Consider the following 17,892-nt stretch of genomic DNA (forward strand, 5'->3'; position numbering starts at 1 on the left):
TGTAGAAAAATAACCTTGCTTGTCAGTTCAGCTTTGGTTAGTATTCACACCCGCTTAGTAAGGTCTTGAACTAAAGCGGGTGAAGCAATCGAAGGTTATCGTTAAGTCGATAAGTTCCATAGAAAAGGTAACGCAAATGTATACGGCACTCATTGTTATTCTTATCATTGTAGCAACAGGGCTAGTTGGTCTGATCCTGTTACAGCAGGGTAAAGGTGCTGATATGGGCGCTTCTTTTGGTGCAGGTGCTTCCGGTACAGTATTTGGTTCAAGCGGTTCAGCTAACTTTATGACCCGTATGACCGCTGTTTTAGCGACAGCTTTTATTGTACTTGCCCTTATTTTAGGTAATCTAAGTGCCAATAAAACTGTGCGTGAAGACAGCAAATGGATGTCTATCGAGCAGACTACAGAAGAAGCTAAAAAAGCTGAGCAGTTAGCAGCGCCTGTAGCGCCAGCAAATACAGATATTCCGCAGTAAACTAAGTAAAGATTTAAATGGGATTGTTAATTGTTACGCAGTAACAGTCTCATTAAGTGCCGAGGTGGTGAAATTGGTATACACGCTACCTTGAGGTGGTAGTGCCTATAAAACGGGCGTACGGGTTCAAGTCCCGTTCTCGGCACCATTATTCCAGATAGCTTGCGTTTTGCTTGTTATCAGCGTAAAATTTGCCACGTTTTTCGAACGCGGGGTGGAGCAGCTTGGTAGCTCGTCGGGCTCATAACCCGAAGGTCGTCGGTTCAAATCCGGCCCCCGCAACCACTTCTAACAATACAGCACTTTTCTCATTAATCATCTAGTTGAACCGATTATGATCCTGAGTGGAATGTGCCGTAAGAAGAGGTTATTCTCGAATGGCAAGTTACAGGGTCCAGTTGCATAAAGCCCCGAATTTCGGGGTTTTTTGTTATCAGAGAATAGAATACTGGGCTATAGGCCCTTTTTTTATGCCTTGGGGGTGGGTTTGTCCACATTAGAGCAAAAATTAACAGCGATGGTTTCAGCACCAGTAGAAGCATTAGGCTTTGAATTTGTCGGTCTTGAATTTATTCGTGGCCGAGAATCAACATTGCGCATCTATATTGATAGTGAAGACGGTATCACTGTTGATGATTGTGCTGATGTTAGCCACCAGGTCAGTGCTGTGCTGGATGTCGAAGATCCAATTCAAACAGTTTATAACCTTGAGATTTCTTCTCCTGGTTTAGAACGACCTTTATTCACTGCAACGCATTATGAGCAATTTATCGGCGAAGAAGCCGCTATCGTATTACGAATTGCAATGCAAAACCGCCGTAAATGGCAGGGCATTATTAAGTCTGTCGCTGGCGAAATGATCACGGTTACTGTGGATGGTAAAGACGAAGTGTTCGCACTGAGCAACATCCAGAAAGCTAACCTGGTACCCCACTTTTAAGTTTTGAAGAGGCAACTAGGATGAACAAAGAGATTCTGGCTGTTGTGGAAGCGGTCTCTAACGAAAAATCTCTTCCTCGTGAAAAGATTTTTGAAGCACTGGAAACCGCACTAGCGACAGCAACTAAGAAAAAGTACGAGCAAGAAATTGACGTTCGCGTATGTATCGACCGTAAAACGGGTGATTTTGATACATTCCGTCGTTGGGTTGCCGTTGAGGAAGTGACTCAACCAACTCGTGAAATCACACTTGAAGCAGCGCAATATGAAGATCCTAGTATTGAACTGGGTGGTTATATTGAAGATCAGATTGAATCTGTCACTTTCGACCGTATTACAACACAAACTGCGAAACAAGTTATCGTACAAAAAGTACGTGAAGCTGAAAGAGCAATGGTTGTTGATCAATTCCGCGAACAATTAGGCGAAATTATCACGGGTGTTGTGAAGAAAGTGAATCGTGAAAATATCACGTTAGACTTAGGCAATAACGCTGAAGCGGTTATTTTACGCGAAGATATGTTACCGCGTGAAAATTTCCGTCCAGGTGACCGTTTACGCGGTGTTTTATACGACGTACGTACAGAAACTCGTGGTGCACAACTTTTCGTGACACGCTCTCGCCCTGAAATGCTGGTTGAACTTTTCCGTATTGAAGTACCAGAAATTGGCGAAGAAATCATTGAAATTAAAGCTGCAGCGCGTGATCCAGGTTCTCGTGCCAAAATCGCAGTAAAAACTAACGACAAGCGTATTGACCCTGTGGGTGCTTGTGTTGGTATGCGTGGTGCACGTGTACAAGCCGTTTCCAGCGAATTGGGCGGCGAACGAATTGATATTGTTCTGTGGGATGATAATCCTGCACAATTCGTCATTAATGCAATGGCTCCGGCAGATGTTGCTTCTATTGTTGTCGATGAAGACAAATGTACAATGGATGTTGCAGTTGAAAGCAGTAACCTTGCGCAGGCAATCGGCCGTAATGGTCAAAATGTTCGTCTAGCAGCACAGTTACTGAAAAAACATCGTGGTGATGACAAGTGGGAATTAAACGTCATGACTGCTGATGAATTAAATGCAAAACATCAGGCAGAAGCAAACGCAGCCATTGAAATATTTACTAAGCATCTCGACATTGATGAAGACTTCGCAACTGTTTTAGTTGAAGAAGGTTTCTCTACCCTTGAAGAGTTAGTTTATGTGCCAATCAGTGAACTGCTGGCTATTGACGGATTAGATGAAGATACCGTTGAAGCTCTACGTGAAAGAGCAAAAGCTGCACTCACAACGATTGAGTTGGCTCAAAAAGAAAGCCTAGGCGATAACCAGCCAGCTGAGGACTTATTAGCTCTCGAAGGCTTGGAGCGCTCTTTAGCATTTGATCTAGCTGCCCGTGGTATCTGCACACTGGAAGATCTTGCCGAACAGGGTATCGACGACCTAACTGATATTGAAGGTTTAAATAGTGAGCGCGCAGGCGAACTCATTATGGCCGCACGTAATATCTGCTGGTTTGGGAATGATGCGTAACAACTGAGCAGGAAGGAACAGAATGACAGATGAAACAGTAAAATCACTGGCAGAAGAGATTCAGACACCGGTTGAACGTTTGGTACAGCAGTTTGCTGATGCCGGTATTAAGAAGACCGTCTCTGATTCTGTCTCCCAAAAAGAGAAAGAAACCTTACTGGCTTGGTTGAATCGTGATAAAGACGTATCAACCAGCCAACCAGAAAAATTAACGTTACAGCGCAAAGTGCGCAGTACGTTAAGTGTTCCTGGTACAGGTGGCAAAAGTAAATCAGTAGCCATCGAAGTCCGCAAAAAACGCACTTATGTGAACCGTGACGCCGTTGAAAAAGCGCAAGCGGATGAGCAAGCTCAGCGTGAAGCGGAAGAAAAGGCGCATCGCGAAGCAGAAGAAAAAGCCCAGCGCGAAGCACAAGAGAAAGCACAGCGCGAAGCTGAAGAAAAAGCAAAACGTGAAGCTGAAAAGGCAAAGAAAGACGCCGAAGAAAAAGCGAAACGTGAAGCTGAAGAAGCAAAACGTGAAGCAGCGGAATTAGCTAAGCGCGAAGCAGCGGAAAAAGATAAAGTGAAACAAAACGATAAACCAAAAGCTGATAAAGCAGCAGATCAGGAAAAAGCGCGTCGCAATGCTGAACAAGCTGAACTGAAGCGTAAAACGGAAGAAGCACAGCGCCGTAAAGCGGAAGAAGAAGCACGAATTGCAGCAGAAAAAGCACGTCGTTTAGCTGAAGAAAATGCTGATAAATGGACTGCTGAACCTAAAGCGCCAGAAACTGAAGGCTCAGACTATCATGTAACAACATCACGTTATGCTCGTGATGCAGAAGATGAGAGTGATGCTGAAGTTGAAGGTGGCCGCGGTCGTGGTCGCAACGCTAAGGCTCCTCGTCCTAAGAAAAACAACCGCCATTCTGAAAAAGCAGATCGTGAAGAAGCGCGCGCTGCGGGTCGTACTAACAAGAAAGGTAAACGCAAAGGTAGCTCATTACAGCAAGGCTTCAATAAGCCAGCAGCTGTTGTAAACCGTGATGTTATTATCGGTGAGACTATTTCTGTTGCCGAACTTGCTAACAAAATGGCAGTAAAAGGGTCTGAAGTTATTAAAACTATGATGAAAATGGGCGCTATGGCGACCATTAATCAGGTTTTAGACCAAGAAACGGCACAGCTTGTTGCTGAAGAAATGGGTCACAAAGTTATCTTACGTCGTGAAAACGAGTTAGAAGAACAAGTCATGAGCGATCGTGATACTGGTGAAGAAAGCGCAGTATCTCGTGCACCTGTTGTAACTATCATGGGTCACGTTGACCACGGTAAAACATCATTACTGGATTACATTCGTTCAACGAAAGTCGCTTCAGGCGAAGCGGGTGGTATCACCCAGCATATCGGTGCTTACCACGTTAAAACTGACAAAGGTGAAATCACCTTCCTAGATACCCCAGGTCACGCCGCATTTACTTCAATGCGTGCTCGTGGTGCTCAGGTAACGGATATCGTTGTTCTGGTTGTTGCGGCAGATGATGGTGTCATGCCACAAACTATCGAAGCAATCCAACACGCAAAAGCAGCAAACGTACCTGTTGTGGTTGCCGTGAACAAAATTGATAAACACGAAGCTGATCCTGATCGCGTTAAAACTGAACTGTCTCAATATGGTATTCTGCCAGAAGATTGGGGTGGCGAAACTCAGTTTATACACGTATCTGCAAAACAAGGTTTAGGTATTGACGAATTGCTGGATGCTATTCTTTTACAAGCTGAAGTTCTTGAACTGAAAGCAGTTAAAGAAGGTATGGCAAGCGGTGTTGTTATCGAATCTTACCTTGATAAAGGTCGTGGTCCAGTTGCTACTATTCTTGTCCGTGAAGGTACACTGAATAAAGGTGACATCGTTCTGTGTGGTTTCGAATACGGTCGTATTCGTGCAATGCGTAACGAATTAGGTCAAGACGTTCAATCTGCTGGTCCATCAATGCCAGTTGAGATTTTAGGTCTGTCTAACGTTCCTTCTGCGGGTGATGAAGCAACGGTTGTTCGTGACGAGAAGAAAGCGCGTGAAGTCGCCTTATACCGACAAGGTAAATTCCGTGATGTTAAACTGGCTCGTCAGCAGAAATCTAAACTGGAAAACATGTTTGCTAACATGGAAGAAGGTAAAACGTCTGAACTGAACATCGTTCTGAAAACTGACGTTCAAGGTACTTGTGAAGCGATTACTGATGCATTAGCTAAACTGTCTACTAATGAAGTTAAACTAAAAATCATCGGTTCAGGTGTCGGTGGTATTACCGAAACTGACGCAACATTAGCAGCCGCATCTAACGCAATCATTCTTGGCTTCAATGTTCGTGCTGATGCATCTGCTCGTCGTATCATTGAACAAGAAAGCGTTGATTTACGTTACTACTCCGTTATCTATAGCCTGATTGATGAAATTAAACTGGCAATGAGCGGTATGTTGGAACCTGAATATAAACAAGAAATCATGGGACTTGCAGAAGTTCGTGATGTGTTTAAATCACCTAAATTTGGCGCGATCGCGGGCTGTATGGTGGTTGAAGGTAACATTAAACGTAATAACCCAATTCGTGTTCTACGTGATAACGTGGTTATCTATGAAGGCGAACTTGAGTCACTGCGTCGCTTTAAAGATGACGTCAACGAAGTACGTAATGGCATGGAATGTGGTATCGGTGTGAAAAACTACAACGATGTCCGTGTTGGCGACATGATTGAAGTCTTCCAAGTTATCGAAATCAAACGTTCTATTGATTAATTTAGTCCGTTTTGTTTTAAAAGGGAGCTCAAGGGCTCCCTTCTTAATTCCTTTCTTTGCTGTATTCTCCTTTTATTTTCTCTTCATTTTTCAACATAACCGAAATAGATTGCCCTTCAGTAATTTATGAAAGTGAAATAACAGGGTAAAATAGCACCAAAGAAACATTTTATTTCTAAAGAAAGAAATCAGAGAAAGCGGTTGTTAAATATCACTTCATGTATACTCTTTAGATATCATTGATTTTAGATTTGAATTAACAATGACAACTAGGACGATAGCCTATTGTCAGGGAGAAATAAAATGGCAAGAGATTTTAGCCGTAGTCAGCGTGTTTCTCAGGAAATGCAAAAAGAAATCGCCATCATTTTACAACGCGAAGTCAAAGATCCACGTATTGGAATGGCAACAGTTTCTGGTGTTGAAATTTCTCGTGATTTGGCTTATGCCAAAGTGTTCGTCACCTTTTTAAACTTGTCAGGTGGTGAAAAAAGCGAAGAAGAGATGGTTGATGATGGTTTAACTGCACTTAATGAAGCGGCTGGCTTTATTCGTTCTTTGTTAGGCAAAGCAATGCGTTTACGTATTGTACCTGAACTGACATTTGCTTATGACAACTCATTAGTTGAAGGTATGCGTATGTCTAACTTAGTTTCTAATGTCGTTAAAAACGATGAAGAGCGTCGTCATAAAGAGGACAAGTAATGGGGCGTCGTCGTAAGGGGCGTGAGATTAACGGCGTATTGCTACTCGATAAACCCCAAGATATTTCCTCTAACGATGCACTCCAAAAAGTTCGCCGTATGTTTAATGCCAGTAAGGCTGGGCATACGGGAGCATTGGATCCCTTAGCAACAGGTATGCTCCCTATTTGTTTAGGTGAAGCAACGAAATTTTCACAGTTTCTATTGGATTCTGATAAGCGTTATCGCGTTATTGCACGTTTAGGGCAACGAACAGATACCTCTGATGCACATGGCGAGGTGATTCAAGAGCGTCCTATACAATTTACACAGCAAGCCTTAGATGATGCCTTGGATAGTTTTCGTGGAGAAACATTGCAAGTTCCTTCAATGTATTCTGCTTTAAAGCATCAAGGTAAACCGCTTTACGAATACGCTCGACAAGGTATTGAAGTTGAGCGAGAAGCAAGACCCATCACGGTCTATGAACTCCAGTTTATTCGCTGGGAAGGTGATGAGCTAGAGCTGGAAATTCATTGTTCTAAAGGGACTTACATTCGAACAATTATTGATGATCTTGGTGAGAAATTACAATGTGGTGCTCACGTTATTTTCTTACGTCGATTAGAAGTCGCAGATTATCCTAAAGAGCGAATGGTAACGTTAGAGCAATTAAGAACGATGATAGAGGATGCACAAACTGTGCAAGAAGATCCTTTCTTGGCGCTTGATGCACTACTATTGCCTATGGATACCGCTGTTGCTCATTTTCCTGTTGTGAATTTGAGCACAATTATTGCGGGTTATCTCAAACTGGGGCAGCCTGTTCGTGTTAATCATGATATCAATGAAGGCGAATGGGTAAGAGTGACAGAGGGTGATGAAAAAAAATTCATTGGTCTTGCTATCATTAAAGAGGGTCTCGTTGCTCCGAAAAGAGTGGTTGTAGACTATAGCGCACAAGATAACACTTAATAGCAATCTTGCGCTAAAAGTGTTTGAAGCGTAGAATAATGCGGCTATCTGTTTAGGTGGCTGAGTTGGATAGCTGAATTAGAGATTGGCTATCTGAAAATTTTACTTAATTTGGAGTTTATTATGTCTCTAAGTACTGAAGCGAAAGCACAAATCGTTGCTGAATTTGGTCGTGATGCTAACGATACTGGCTCAAGCGAAGTTCAGATTGCACTGCTGACTGCAGAAATCAACCACCTGCAAGGTCACTTTTCAGAGCACAAAAAAGATCACCACAGCCGTCGTGGTCTGCTGCGTAAAGTTTCCAGCCGTCGTAATCTGCTGGACTACCTGAAACGTAAAGATGTTGCTCGTTACGCTGCACTGATTGAACGTTTAGGTCTGCGTCGCTAATTAAGTGAGTTTCAGTGGAAAGGGGCCTGTTGGCCCCTTTTCTACTAGAAAGTGCTATTTTTAATATTAGTCGTTATGTTTTAATGTGGTGATTGTTATTTAGTCTCTCTAGTTACGACAATTCGCGCGGCTAATGAAAGTGTTTATCATTAAGTGGTCAATATTTTCATTAGTCGCGAGGGGACGTAGCGGAGAAAAGATCATTCATCGTCGCTAAACATCTGGCGACAATAAGATAAAGGATATTATTTTGCTGAATCCTACAGTTCGTAAATTTCAATACGGTCAACATACTGTTTCATTAGAAACAGGTATGATGGCTCGTCAAGCAACAGCAGCTGTTATGGTCGATATGGACGGCACCGCTGTTTTCGTTACTGTTGTAGCCAAGAAAAAAGTTAAAGCTGGACAAGACTTCTTCCCATTAACTGTTAACTACCAAGAGCGTTCATACGCTGCTGGTCGTATTCCAGGTAGCTTCTTCCGTCGTGAAGGCCGCCCTGGTGAAGGCGAAACGTTAATTGCGCGTTTAATTGACCGTCCTTTACGTCCATTATTTCCAGAAGGTTTTTTAAACGAAATTCAAATCGTTGCTACTGTTGTTTCAGTTAACCCACAAGTTAACCCAGATATCGTTGCAATGATTGGTGCTTCTGCGGTATTAGCGCTGTCAGGTGTTCCATTCAATGGTCCTATCGGTGGCGCTCGTGTTGGTTTTATCGATGGACAGTATGTTCTAAACCCAACTGTTGATGAGCTGAAAGTTAGTAAATTAGACTTAGTGGTTGCAGGTACTGCAGGTGCGGTACTGATGGTAGAATCAGAAGCTGATTTATTATCAGAAGAAGAAATGTTAGGTGCGGTAGTCTTTGGTCATGATCAACAACAAGTTGTGATCGAAAACATCAATGCATTAGTTGCAGAAGTGGGTAAAGAAAAATGGGATTGGGCGCCAGAAGCTATCAACCAAACTTTACATGACCGCATTGCGCAATTAGCTCAAACTCGTATTGGTGATGCTTACCGTATTACTGAAAAACAAGAGCGTTATGAACAAATCGAAGCGATCCGTGATGAAGTTATCGCGACGTTAGTCGCTGAAGATGAAACTTTAGATGAAGCTGAAATCAGCGAAATCTTCTCAGGTCTTGAGAAAAATATCGTTCGTGCTCGTGTATTAGCTGGCGAACCACGTATTGATGGCCGTGAAAAAGATATGGTACGTGCATTGGATATTCGCACGGGTTTATTACCACGTACTCACGGTTCAGCACTGTTTACTCGTGGTGAAACTCAGGCGCTGGTAACGGCAACATTAGGTACTGCTCGTGATGCTCAAACTATCGATGACATCATGGGTGAGCACACTGATACATTCTTACTGCACTATAACTTCCCTCCATACTCTGTTGGCGAAACAGGCATGATGGGTTCACCAAAACGTCGCGAAATCGGTCATGGCCGTTTAGCCAAACGTGGCGTATTAGCCGTAATGCCAACTATTGAAGAATTCCCATATACCGTTCGTGTGGTTTCTGAAATCACTGAATCAAATGGTTCATCTTCAATGGCATCAGTTTGCGGTGCTTCTTTAGCACTAATGGACGCAGGTGTACCAATTAAAGAATCTGTTGCAGGTATTGCAATGGGTCTAGTGAAAGAAGGTGACAACTTTGTTGTTCTTTCCGATATTCTGGGTGATGAAGACCATTTAGGCGATATGGACTTTAAAGTTGCGGGTAGCCGTAACGGTGTCAGCGCATTACAGATGGATATCAAAATCGAAGGTATCACTCGCGAAATCATGCAAGTTGCGTTAAACCAAGCGAAAAGCGCACGTCTACACATTTTAGGCGTAATGGAAGATGCAATTAGCCAACCTCGTGCTGATATTTCTGAATTCGCACCACGCATTCATACTATCAAAATTAATCCAGACAAGATCAAAGACGTTATCGGTAAAGGCGGCTCTGTTATCCGTGCATTAACGGAAGAAACTGGCACAACTATCGAAATCGAAGATGATGGTACAGTGAAGATTGCTGCGACAAGTGGCGATCAAGCAAAACAAGCTATCGCTCGTATCGAAGAAATTACTGCTGAAGTTGAAGTGGGTCGTATCTACAACGGTAAAGTAACACGTATCGTAGATTTCGGTGCATTCGTTGCTATCGGTGGCGGTAAAGAAGGTCTGGTTCATATTTCTCAAATCGCAGACAAACGTGTTGAGAAAGTGAGTGACTACTTAGAAATGGGTCAAGAAGTGCCAGTTAAAGTACTGGAAATTGACCGTCAAGGCCGTATTCGCTTAAGCATGAAAGAAGCTCAAGCTAATCAGCAGGAAGCAACAGAAACTTCTTCTGAAGATTCTGCGAATTAATGATATTCTACTACCGATATCTAGACATAGGTATCGGTAGAGACTTATTATGATTGACAAGTAGGACGTCTAGAACGCTTTTTGTTGAAAGGTCTGACTTTGGGAGTGAGAAATGAAAACATTTCTGCGCAGTTGTTCTATTGCTGTTTTCATCTTTATTTCCGGATGCAGCACTAGTCCAGAGTGGCGTCAGAATGCGATTTTTGCCACACCATTGCAGCCTTCTTTACAACAAGAAGTGATATTGGCTCGTATAGAACAAATCTTAGCGAGCCGCTCATTAACCGAAGATGAGTACGCACAGCTTTTATATGAGCGTGGTGTGCTGTATGATAGCCTCGGTTTACGAGCTTTAGCGCGTAATGATTTTTCAATGGCGCTATCAATACGACCAGATATGCTAGAAATTTTTAATTTTCTAGGTATCTATTTTACGCAAGCAGCAAATTACGATGCTGCTTATGAAGCGTTTGATTCTGTTTTAGAGCTTGATCCAACTTACAATAATGCGCGTTTTAATCGTGGTATCGCTTCGTACTACGGTGGCCGATTGAAATTGGCGCAGGATGATCTGCAGGCGTTTTATCAGGTCGCTCCAAATGATCCTATTCGTTCGCTTTGGTTATATCTTGTAGAAAAAGAGATAAACACTGATTTGGCTAAACAACAGCTAAAACAGCGATACCAACAGGCGGATAAAACGGGGCAATGGGGATGGAATATAGTTGAGTTTTATTTAGGTGATATTAATGAGAAAACATTAATGTTGAAACTAAATGAGGCTTCAACCGATAACACTTCGCTCGCTGAGCATCTTAGTGAAACTAACTTCTATTTAGGTAAGTATTACCTAAGTCTGGGGGATACGGATAGCGCAGAAGCGTTATTCAAGCTGACGGTTGCCAACAACGCACATAACTTTGTTGAGCACCGCTACGCATTGTTGGAATTAGCACTGTTAGGCCAACAAGAAGACCTAGCGGAATCGGACCAGCAATAGCTGACGAACATTTCTCTGATCAGTTTGAAAGCCATCATCTGCATAGGATGAGGGCTTGTTTGTTCGTTTAATAATATAATTTGAGCCAGTTCACATTTTAGATGATAAAGACCGACAAACCATGCGGTATGTTATGTCAACTGGCTGCCATAATGAATGAGGCACAGTGACATGACTACTGAAACCGATATGACTTTTGCTGATCTAGGTTTATCAGCACCTATTTTGACTGCACTGAATGACTTAGGCTACGAGAAGCCTTCTCCAATTCAGCAACAATGTATTCCTTTCCTTTTAAACGGTAATGATGTTTTGGGCATGGCACAGACAGGTAGTGGTAAAACTGCTGCATTTAGCCTGCCATTATTACACAATCTTGATGAATCATTAAAAGCACCACAAATTTTAGTTTTAGCACCGACTCGTGAACTTGCGGTTCAGGTTGCTGAAGCAATTGAAGATTTTTCTAAGCATTTACCAAAAGTAAATGTTGTTGCTCTGTATGGTGGTCAGCGTTACGACGTTCAATTACGCGCGTTACGCCAAGGTCCACAAGTTGTTGTAGGTACACCGGGTCGTTTATTAGACCATTTAAATCGTGGCACATTAGATTTATCGAAACTAAAAGGTTTAGTATTAGATGAAGCTGATGAAATGTTACGTATGGGCTTTATTGAAGATGTTGAAAATATTTTAAGTAAGATCCCAGCGGAACACCAAACAGCGCTGTTCTCTGCAACAATGCCAGAAGCTATTCGTCGTATTACTCGTCGTTTTATGAACGATCCGAAAGAAGTGCGCATCCAAAGTAGCGTAACGACACGTCCAGACATTAGCCAAAGCTATTGGATGACATTCGGCGCACGTAAAAATGAAGCATTAATTCGTTTCTTAGAAGCGGAAGATTTTGATGCGGCAATTATTTTCGTTCGTACTAAAAACGCAACATTAGAAGTTGCTGAAGCTTTAGAGCGCAATGGGTATAACAGCGCAGCGTTAAACGGTGATATGAACCAATCACTGCGTGAGCAAACATTAGAGCGTCTAAAAAATGGTCGTTTAGATATTTTAATCGCGACTGACGTTGCTGCTCGTGGTCTCGACGTTGACCGTATCAGCCTAGTTGTGAACTATGATATCCCTATGGATTCAGAATCTTACGTTCACCGTATTGGTCGTACGGGTCGTGCTGGCCGTGCTGGTCGTGCAATTTTATTCGTTGATAACCGTGAACGCCGTTTACTGCGTAATATCGAACGTACAATGAAGATGACTATTCCTGAAGTAGAGCTGCCAAATGCAGAACTTATCAGCCAACGTCGTCAGGAAAAATTTGCACAGCAAATCGCTCAGCAATTAGAAACAAGCAACCTTGATCAATATCGCGCTCTGTTACCTAAATTAGCGCCACAAGGTGAAGAAGCGCTGGATATGGAAACACTGGCTGCGGTATTACTGAAGATGGCTCAAGGTGAGCGTGCGCTTATTTTACCACCCGATCCTGTTCGTCGTCCTCGTCGTGAATTTAACGATCGTGATGATCGCCGTCGCGGTGATAACGATCGTGAGCGTTCTCCTCGTCGTGAGCGTCGTGATGCAGGCGAAATGGATTTATACCGTATTGAAGTGGGTCGTGATGATGGTGTGGAAGTTCGTCATATCGTTGGTGCGATTGCTAACGAAGGCGATATCAGCAGCCGTTACATTGGTAATATCAAACTGTATGGTTCTCACTCAACCATCGAGTTACCAAAAGGTATGCCAACAGATTTATTAAGCCATTTCACACGTACACGTATTATGAATAAACCCCTCAATATGCAATTAGTGGGTGATGCTCAATCTCAGCCTTTCCGTGAGCGTCGTAATAACAGCCGTCGTGATGGTCAGCCACAAGGTGGTCGTCGTTTTAACAACGGTGATCAACGTCGTGGTAATAATGATCGTGGTGGTGAACGCGGTAACTTCCGTGGTCGTAACAACGAAGGTACACCACGTCGTCGTAGCAGCACTCATAACCAATAAGAGTGGGTAATTAACTTAATTTTAAATTGAGTTGATGACAAAAATAAAACCAGTCAATGTATATTGGCTGGTTTTTTTATGCTTATTTAATGATATAAAATATATTACATCAAGTTGTTATCAATCTAAAAATAGACATCTTTATGAAAAATAATTGGCTAGAATTACGCTGTATTCAACAAAACAATAATATTCAACGCGCTGACTTTAATTTTTATGTTGATGGTAAGGCATTAGACGAATGGTTAGGTTTTGATCGGCAAACGGATTGGCGGTTTTTAAATTTTGATTTTGATATTTTTGTTGTTGATAAAACGCGTTTTCCGAATTACGACCGTCATAAAATAATTCGAAGTACAATCGAACAATATTTAGGTATTAAACCTATTTATACTCAATTAGATAATAATCGATTAGTGCTCTACCGTTGCCATTGTGGTAGTGATTATTGCTCTGTGATTTCTTGTGATTTAGATATTACAGACCATTACGTGAAATGGAATAATATTGCTTATGAAGATGGGTTAGATAAAGAAGACGCACTAGAGCTTGATGAACATGGTATTACACCTATTGAACAGCTTATTTTTGATCGTAAGCAGTATCAGCAAGTGTTTAATCAGTATTTAGAGGCCTATTTGTAAATGACTAAATACTCATTTTATGTCGTGTAACGATTTATTAATTAATTCAATTACCTCTGTATCTATAAGAGGCGTGAGTTTTGCACTAATAATAAATTTTTTGTACTTATTATTAAACCCCGCAGCGACAACTTCATTAAATAATCGGATTTCTACTTTTGATAATCCGTCTTCAGTACATTCTAAAGGATGAATAACCACATCTCTTTTTTTGAAAAAAAATGCGGATGGATTAATACTAAGATTATTTAGCGCAATATGAATCGCTTCAATAGCAGGATAAAAATCGCCAATTAACATTCGGCGATGAGAAAAATTACGTTGTGCTATCGCTTCTTTTTTCGTGTGAAGATCTCGTACTTCAATACGGTTGGTATAAACTCTAATATAAATCGGTTCCATCCTATTTCTCTCCTTATCAGTTATTAACTCAAACCAATCGCTTCTTTTAACGGTTTTAGATATCGACGACTAACAGGAATTTGGCTGTTATTATTTAATATCAATTCGGCCTGCCCATTATCGCCAAAAACAATCTCATTAACATAATCCATATTGACTAAATATTGGCGATGGCAACGGACTAATGGTGTCCGTGTTTCTAACGTGCGTAATGTTAATTCTGTAAAACCTTCTTGGCCTTGATTATTGGTGACATAAACACCGCTGAGTCTTGATGTTGCAAATACCGCTTCATCAATTGGCATTAACCAAATACGGCTATGACCTGTACATGGTATACATTTTAACCGCTCTTCAGGCGGTGTGAGGAGATCAATATTCTGCTTATTACCTTGGCGTAGACGATTTAATGTTTTTGTTAGGCGCTCTTGCTCTAATGGTTTGAGTAGATAATCAAAGGCGTGCTCTTCAAAAGCCTGAATGGCATACTCTTCAAATGCGGTGAGAAAGACGATATAAGGGCGATGTTCAGGATCAAGCATGGTGACCATTTCAAGACCCGTAATACGAGGCATTTGAATATCAAGAAAAACCACATCGGGCTTTTTGCGATGTATTTCTCCTATGGCTTCAATCGCATTACTGCATTCACCAACTATATGAATATCTTTTTCAACTTCAAGTAAACAACGTAAGTTTTCACGAGCCAACGGCTCATCATCAACGATTAATATATTCATTATAATGTAACGTCATCCATGCTTTTTTCGAGAGGTAAGCAAATTTTCACCTTTGTATATTCATCGGCTTGGCATTCCACTAAAACACCATAAAGCTCGCCATAGCGTAATTTTAATCGCTTATCCACTAGTCTCATGCCTAAGCCTAATTGATGCGATGGGCATTGAAGACGGTAAAGTCCGGCATTATCACAAATTTCGATAATGATTAAATGATGCTCTTGATGTGCTCTAATTGTAATCTTTCCTGTGTCTAATAACTGTGACGTTCCATGTTTAATTGCATTTTCGACCATAGGTTGAAGTGAAAAAGCAGGTAAACGAGCATTCGCTAAGCTTTCCGGAATCTGAATATCAATCTGTAAACGTTCCTGAAAACGCGCTTTCTCGATTTGCAAATAGGCATTTACATGCTCAATTTCGTCACTTAATGTCACCACGGCTTCTGGTCTTTTTAAATTCTTACGAAAAAACGCAGAGAGAAATTGCACAAGCTGATTTGCTTGTTCGCTATCACGGCGAATAACCGCTTGTAATGTATTTAGTGCATTAAAAAGAAAGTGAGGATTCACTTGAGCATGTAAGAGTTTAATCTCTGATTCTAAAAGAGATTGCTTATTTCGCTCATATTGTCCCGCTAGAATTTGTGCAGATAATAGACTGGCGATGCCTTCACCTAAGGTACGATTAATAGAACTAAATAGGCGATTTTTAGCCTCATAAAGCTTTATTGTGCCAATGACTTGATTATTTTCCCCTCTTAGGGGAATAACTAAGGTTGAGCCTAACTTGCAATGAGGGGAAAGCGTACAACGATAAGGGGTTTCATTGCCATCAGCATAGACAACTTCATTATTATTGATGGCTTGCTTGGATTGAACTGAGGAAATAGGTGTACCTGGTAAATGGTGATCAGCACCGATGCCAATAAAAGCGAGCAGTTTTTCTCTATCTGTAATGGCAACCGCACTGACCCTCAACTCCTGATAAATCACTTTTGCCACACGGGTGCTATTATCTTGGTTAAATCCTTTACGTAAAATACCTTCAGTGCAAACAGCGATTTTTAATGCTTGAGCTGAGAATGCGCTGGTATATTTTTCAAATATCGCGCGTCTATCTTGTAATATTCGAATAAACATCGCTGCACCCACCGTATTTGCTACGATCATCGGGGCGGCAATATCTTTCACTAAAGCAAGTGCTTCATTAAACGGACGAGCCAATAATAGGATGATGCTCATCTGTATTATTTCAGCAAAGAAGGTAACGACTGCCGCTGTCCATGGGTTAAATATTCGATGCATCTGCCCGTGTTTTACGTAATAACGGTGAACTAATCCGCCAATTAATCCCTCGACAATGGTCGATACCATACAGCTAAACGCAGTCATACCTCCGAGTGAATAGCGGTGTAACCCTCCCGTAAAACCGACGAGAAAGCCGACGTAAGGACCACCTAGCAACCCACCTAAGACAGAGCCAATAGCACGTGTATTAGCAATAGAATCATTAATATGTAGCCCAAAATAGGTACCCATAATGCAGAAAATAGAGAATATGACGTAACACATCAATTTATGTGGTAGTTTTATTGTGACCTGCAAAAGTGGCGTGAATAGAGGTGTTTTGCTTAAAAACCAAGCAATAATTAAATAAACACACATTTGCTGTAATAACAGCAAAATAAGATCAAATTCATACATAAATATGAGTACCGTTCTCTTTTCTATCTGGATAAATATAAAAAGTTCAGATAAAACGGGGATATTAATTAGGCGATAAAGTTTGATATAAGAATAACTTAATCGCACTATCAAAGAAAATATTCCTTTACGTCAGTGATCTGGCGCACAAAATTCTTAAAGAAATTCTGAGTTATTGTGTAATATAACTCTGTCAGTGAGTGTTCTACTTCACTATTAAGGTCTAATCGTTATATGAAAAAAAGAGCCATTTATCTTATTTTATTAATGCTAATACTCATTGCATTAGCCGTACTTTTCCGTGCGCATAATCAATATTTATTATTGCAAGGAGAAGTTGATGCACCAGAAGTGATTGTTGCCTCTAAAGCGAAAGGTCGTGTTATTGAACGCCATATAGAGCGAGGTGATGATGTCAAAAAAGGGCAATTAATGATCACATTAGAAAGCCCTGAACTCAATGCTCAAGTTGCTGCACTTGAGGCGGCTAAAGCACAAGCTCAAGCTCAATTAGATTTGTCATTACACGGCACAAGAGAAGAGAGCATTCGTAACCTAGAAGCAATGTTATCTCAAGCCAAAGTAGAAGCAGCTAATGCGGCAAGAGATTATCAGCGTATCAGCGCAGTGGCTAACCAAGGTTATGTATCCGCGACAGAGCTGGATAATGCGCGCCGTAGTCGTGATGTTGCATCACAACGAGTCAAAGGTGCACAAGCAGAATTGGATGAAGCTAAAAATGGCGATCGTATTGAATTACGCCATAAATATACAGCAGCAGTACAACAAGCAGAACAACAGCTTATCGAATTGAAGATCCAGCAAGAGGATTTACAAGTTAAAGCACCTGTTGATGGTGAAGTGGGACCTATTCCGGCGGAAATTGGTGAGCTTTTTAATGCCAATAGCCCACTTGCAACCCTTATTCGTATTCCTGATGCCTATTTTGTTTATAACCTTCGTGAAGATATCTTAGCGGATATTCGCAAAGGTGATCGCATTACGATTATGGTTCCTGCATTAGGTAACAAAGAGATAGAAGCTGAAATTCGCTATATCGCTCCAATGGGAGACTACGCAACAAAAAGAGCGACAAGAGCAACGGGTGATTTCGATCTAAAAACGTTTGAGATCCGACTGTATCCAGTGACGCCAATTGAAGGGCTTCGCCCTGGTATGAGTGCATTATGGCGTTGGGATAAATAAGGACAAACA

Annotated in this window: 15 protein-coding genes and 2 tRNA genes; 14 read left to right on the forward strand and 3 right to left on the reverse strand. The window is 41.5% G+C overall.

The features are described from left to right. Positions 1 to 136: 136 nt before the first annotated feature. The 13 genes from secG to SB028_RS01770 all read left to right on the forward strand — a co-directional run bounded on the left by secG (position 137) and on the right by SB028_RS01770 (position 13,829). Complete coding sequence (gene secG, locus SB028_RS01710; protein ID WP_036914692.1) at positions 137 to 481, forward strand: preprotein translocase subunit SecG; 345 nt, start codon at positions 137 to 139, stop codon at positions 479 to 481. Positions 482 to 539: 58 nt separating this feature from the next. Continuing rightward, positions 540 to 629, forward strand: a tRNA-Leu gene (locus SB028_RS01715). Positions 630 to 689: 60 nt separating this feature from the next. Continuing rightward, positions 690 to 766, forward strand: a tRNA-Met gene (locus SB028_RS01720). Between the two features lie 202 nt (positions 767 to 968). After that, the gene (rimP, locus tag SB028_RS01725; RefSeq protein WP_036914691.1) at positions 969 to 1,421 is read left to right on the forward strand and encodes a ribosome maturation factor RimP; all 453 of its coding nucleotides are present in this window, start codon (positions 969 to 971) and stop codon (positions 1,419 to 1,421) included. Positions 1,422 to 1,441: 20 nt separating this feature from the next. Next, positions 1,442 to 2,950: a transcription termination factor NusA gene (gene nusA, locus SB028_RS01730; RefSeq protein ID WP_069369844.1), complete on the forward strand. Its 1,509-nt coding sequence runs from the start codon at positions 1,442 to 1,444 to the stop codon at positions 2,948 to 2,950. Positions 2,951 to 2,972: 22 nt separating this feature from the next. Then, complete coding sequence (gene infB / locus SB028_RS01735) at positions 2,973 to 5,729, forward strand: translation initiation factor IF-2 (RefSeq protein ID WP_069369843.1); 2,757 nt, start codon at positions 2,973 to 2,975, stop codon at positions 5,727 to 5,729. 303 nt (positions 5,730 to 6,032) lie between these two features. Continuing rightward, a complete protein-coding gene (gene rbfA / locus SB028_RS01740; protein ID WP_069369842.1) occupies positions 6,033 to 6,434 on the forward strand; it encodes a 30S ribosome-binding factor RbfA in 402 nt (133 codons plus the stop codon). After that, on the forward strand, positions 6,434 to 7,387 hold the full coding sequence (truB, locus tag SB028_RS01745; RefSeq protein ID WP_069369841.1) for a tRNA pseudouridine(55) synthase TruB: 954 nt from the start codon (positions 6,434 to 6,436) through the stop codon (positions 7,385 to 7,387). The genes rbfA and truB overlap by 1 nt, the downstream gene beginning before the upstream one ends. A 123-nt stretch (positions 7,388 to 7,510) precedes the next feature. Further along, on the forward strand, positions 7,511 to 7,780 hold the full coding sequence (gene rpsO, locus SB028_RS01750; RefSeq protein WP_069369840.1) for a 30S ribosomal protein S15: 270 nt from the start codon (positions 7,511 to 7,513) through the stop codon (positions 7,778 to 7,780). 250 nt (positions 7,781 to 8,030) lie between these two features. Then, positions 8,031 to 10,160 (forward strand): polyribonucleotide nucleotidyltransferase, encoded by a 2,130-nt coding sequence (gene pnp, locus SB028_RS01755; protein ID WP_069369839.1) that lies wholly within the window; start codon positions 8,031 to 8,033, stop codon positions 10,158 to 10,160. 112 nt (positions 10,161 to 10,272) lie between these two features. Then, positions 10,273 to 11,160 (forward strand): lipoprotein NlpI, encoded by an 888-nt coding sequence (gene nlpI, locus SB028_RS01760; RefSeq protein ID WP_069369838.1) that lies wholly within the window; start codon positions 10,273 to 10,275, stop codon positions 11,158 to 11,160. A 171-nt stretch (positions 11,161 to 11,331) separates the two neighbouring features. Then, on the forward strand, positions 11,332 to 13,185 hold the full coding sequence (locus SB028_RS01765) for a DEAD/DEAH family ATP-dependent RNA helicase (RefSeq protein ID WP_069369837.1): 1,854 nt from the start codon (positions 11,332 to 11,334) through the stop codon (positions 13,183 to 13,185). 143 nt (positions 13,186 to 13,328) lie between these two features. Continuing rightward, complete coding sequence (locus SB028_RS01770) at positions 13,329 to 13,829, forward strand: hypothetical protein (RefSeq protein ID WP_260664038.1); 501 nt, start codon at positions 13,329 to 13,331, stop codon at positions 13,827 to 13,829. Between the two features lie 12 nt (positions 13,830 to 13,841). Here SB028_RS01770 and SB028_RS01775 read toward each other — a convergent pair whose 3' ends face one another. Genes SB028_RS01775 through SB028_RS01785 form a run of 3 tightly spaced genes read right to left on the reverse strand, consistent with a single transcriptional unit; the run spans position 13,842 to position 16,677 of the window. Beyond that, positions 13,842 to 14,231, reverse strand: coding sequence for a YjaA family stress response protein (locus SB028_RS01775; protein ID WP_069369836.1), 390 nt, complete (start codon positions 14,229 to 14,231; stop codon positions 13,842 to 13,844). A 23-nt stretch (positions 14,232 to 14,254) separates the two neighbouring features. Next, a complete protein-coding gene (gene btsR, locus SB028_RS01780) occupies positions 14,255 to 14,971 on the reverse strand; it encodes a two-component system response regulator BtsR (RefSeq protein WP_069369835.1) in 717 nt (238 codons plus the stop codon). After that, positions 14,971 to 16,677, reverse strand: a complete 1,707-nt coding sequence (locus tag SB028_RS01785) for a sensor histidine kinase (protein WP_069369834.1) — start codon at positions 16,675 to 16,677, stop codon at positions 14,971 to 14,973. The genes btsR and SB028_RS01785 overlap by 1 nt, the downstream gene beginning before the upstream one ends. A 234-nt stretch (positions 16,678 to 16,911) precedes the next feature. Between SB028_RS01785 and SB028_RS01790 the strand changes: the two genes are divergently transcribed. Next, entirely contained in the window at positions 16,912 to 17,883 is a 972-nt protein-coding gene (locus tag SB028_RS01790) for an HlyD family secretion protein (RefSeq protein ID WP_069369833.1), read from the forward strand. Positions 17,884 to 17,892 lie beyond the last annotated feature (9 nt).

The organism is Proteus vulgaris (assembly GCF_033708015.1).
Classification (GTDB): Bacteria; Pseudomonadota; Gammaproteobacteria; order Enterobacterales; family Enterobacteriaceae; genus Proteus.

Bases quoted from the DNA above. Each gene is read 5' to 3' on its own strand.
- secG (WP_036914692.1), top strand. From the start codon at position 137: ATGTATACGGCACTCATTGTTATTCTTATCATTGTAGCAACAGGGCTA.
- SB028_RS01770 (WP_260664038.1), top strand. From the start codon at position 13,329: ATGAAAAATAATTGGCTAGAATTACGCTGTATTCAACAAAACAATAAT.
- SB028_RS01790 (WP_069369833.1), top strand. From the start codon at position 16,912: ATGAAAAAAAGAGCCATTTATCTTATTTTATTAATGCTAATACTCATT.
- SB028_RS01765 (WP_069369837.1), top strand. From the start codon at position 11,332: ATGACTACTGAAACCGATATGACTTTTGCTGATCTAGGTTTATCAGCA.
- SB028_RS01785 (WP_069369834.1), bottom strand. From the start codon at position 16,677: ATGTATGAATTTGATCTTATTTTGCTGTTATTACAGCAAATGTGTGTT.
- rpsO (WP_069369840.1), top strand. From the start codon at position 7,511: ATGTCTCTAAGTACTGAAGCGAAAGCACAAATCGTTGCTGAATTTGGT.
- rbfA (WP_069369842.1), top strand. From the start codon at position 6,033: ATGGCAAGAGATTTTAGCCGTAGTCAGCGTGTTTCTCAGGAAATGCAA.
- nusA (WP_069369844.1), top strand. From the start codon at position 1,442: ATGAACAAAGAGATTCTGGCTGTTGTGGAAGCGGTCTCTAACGAAAAA.
- SB028_RS01775 (WP_069369836.1), bottom strand. From the start codon at position 14,231: ATGGAACCGATTTATATTAGAGTTTATACCAACCGTATTGAAGTACGA.
- infB (WP_069369843.1), top strand. From the start codon at position 2,973: ATGACAGATGAAACAGTAAAATCACTGGCAGAAGAGATTCAGACACCG.
- nlpI (WP_069369838.1), top strand. From the start codon at position 10,273: ATGAAAACATTTCTGCGCAGTTGTTCTATTGCTGTTTTCATCTTTATT.
- truB (WP_069369841.1), top strand. From the start codon at position 6,434: ATGGGGCGTCGTCGTAAGGGGCGTGAGATTAACGGCGTATTGCTACTC.
- btsR (WP_069369835.1), bottom strand. From the start codon at position 14,971: ATGAATATATTAATCGTTGATGATGAGCCGTTGGCTCGTGAAAACTTA.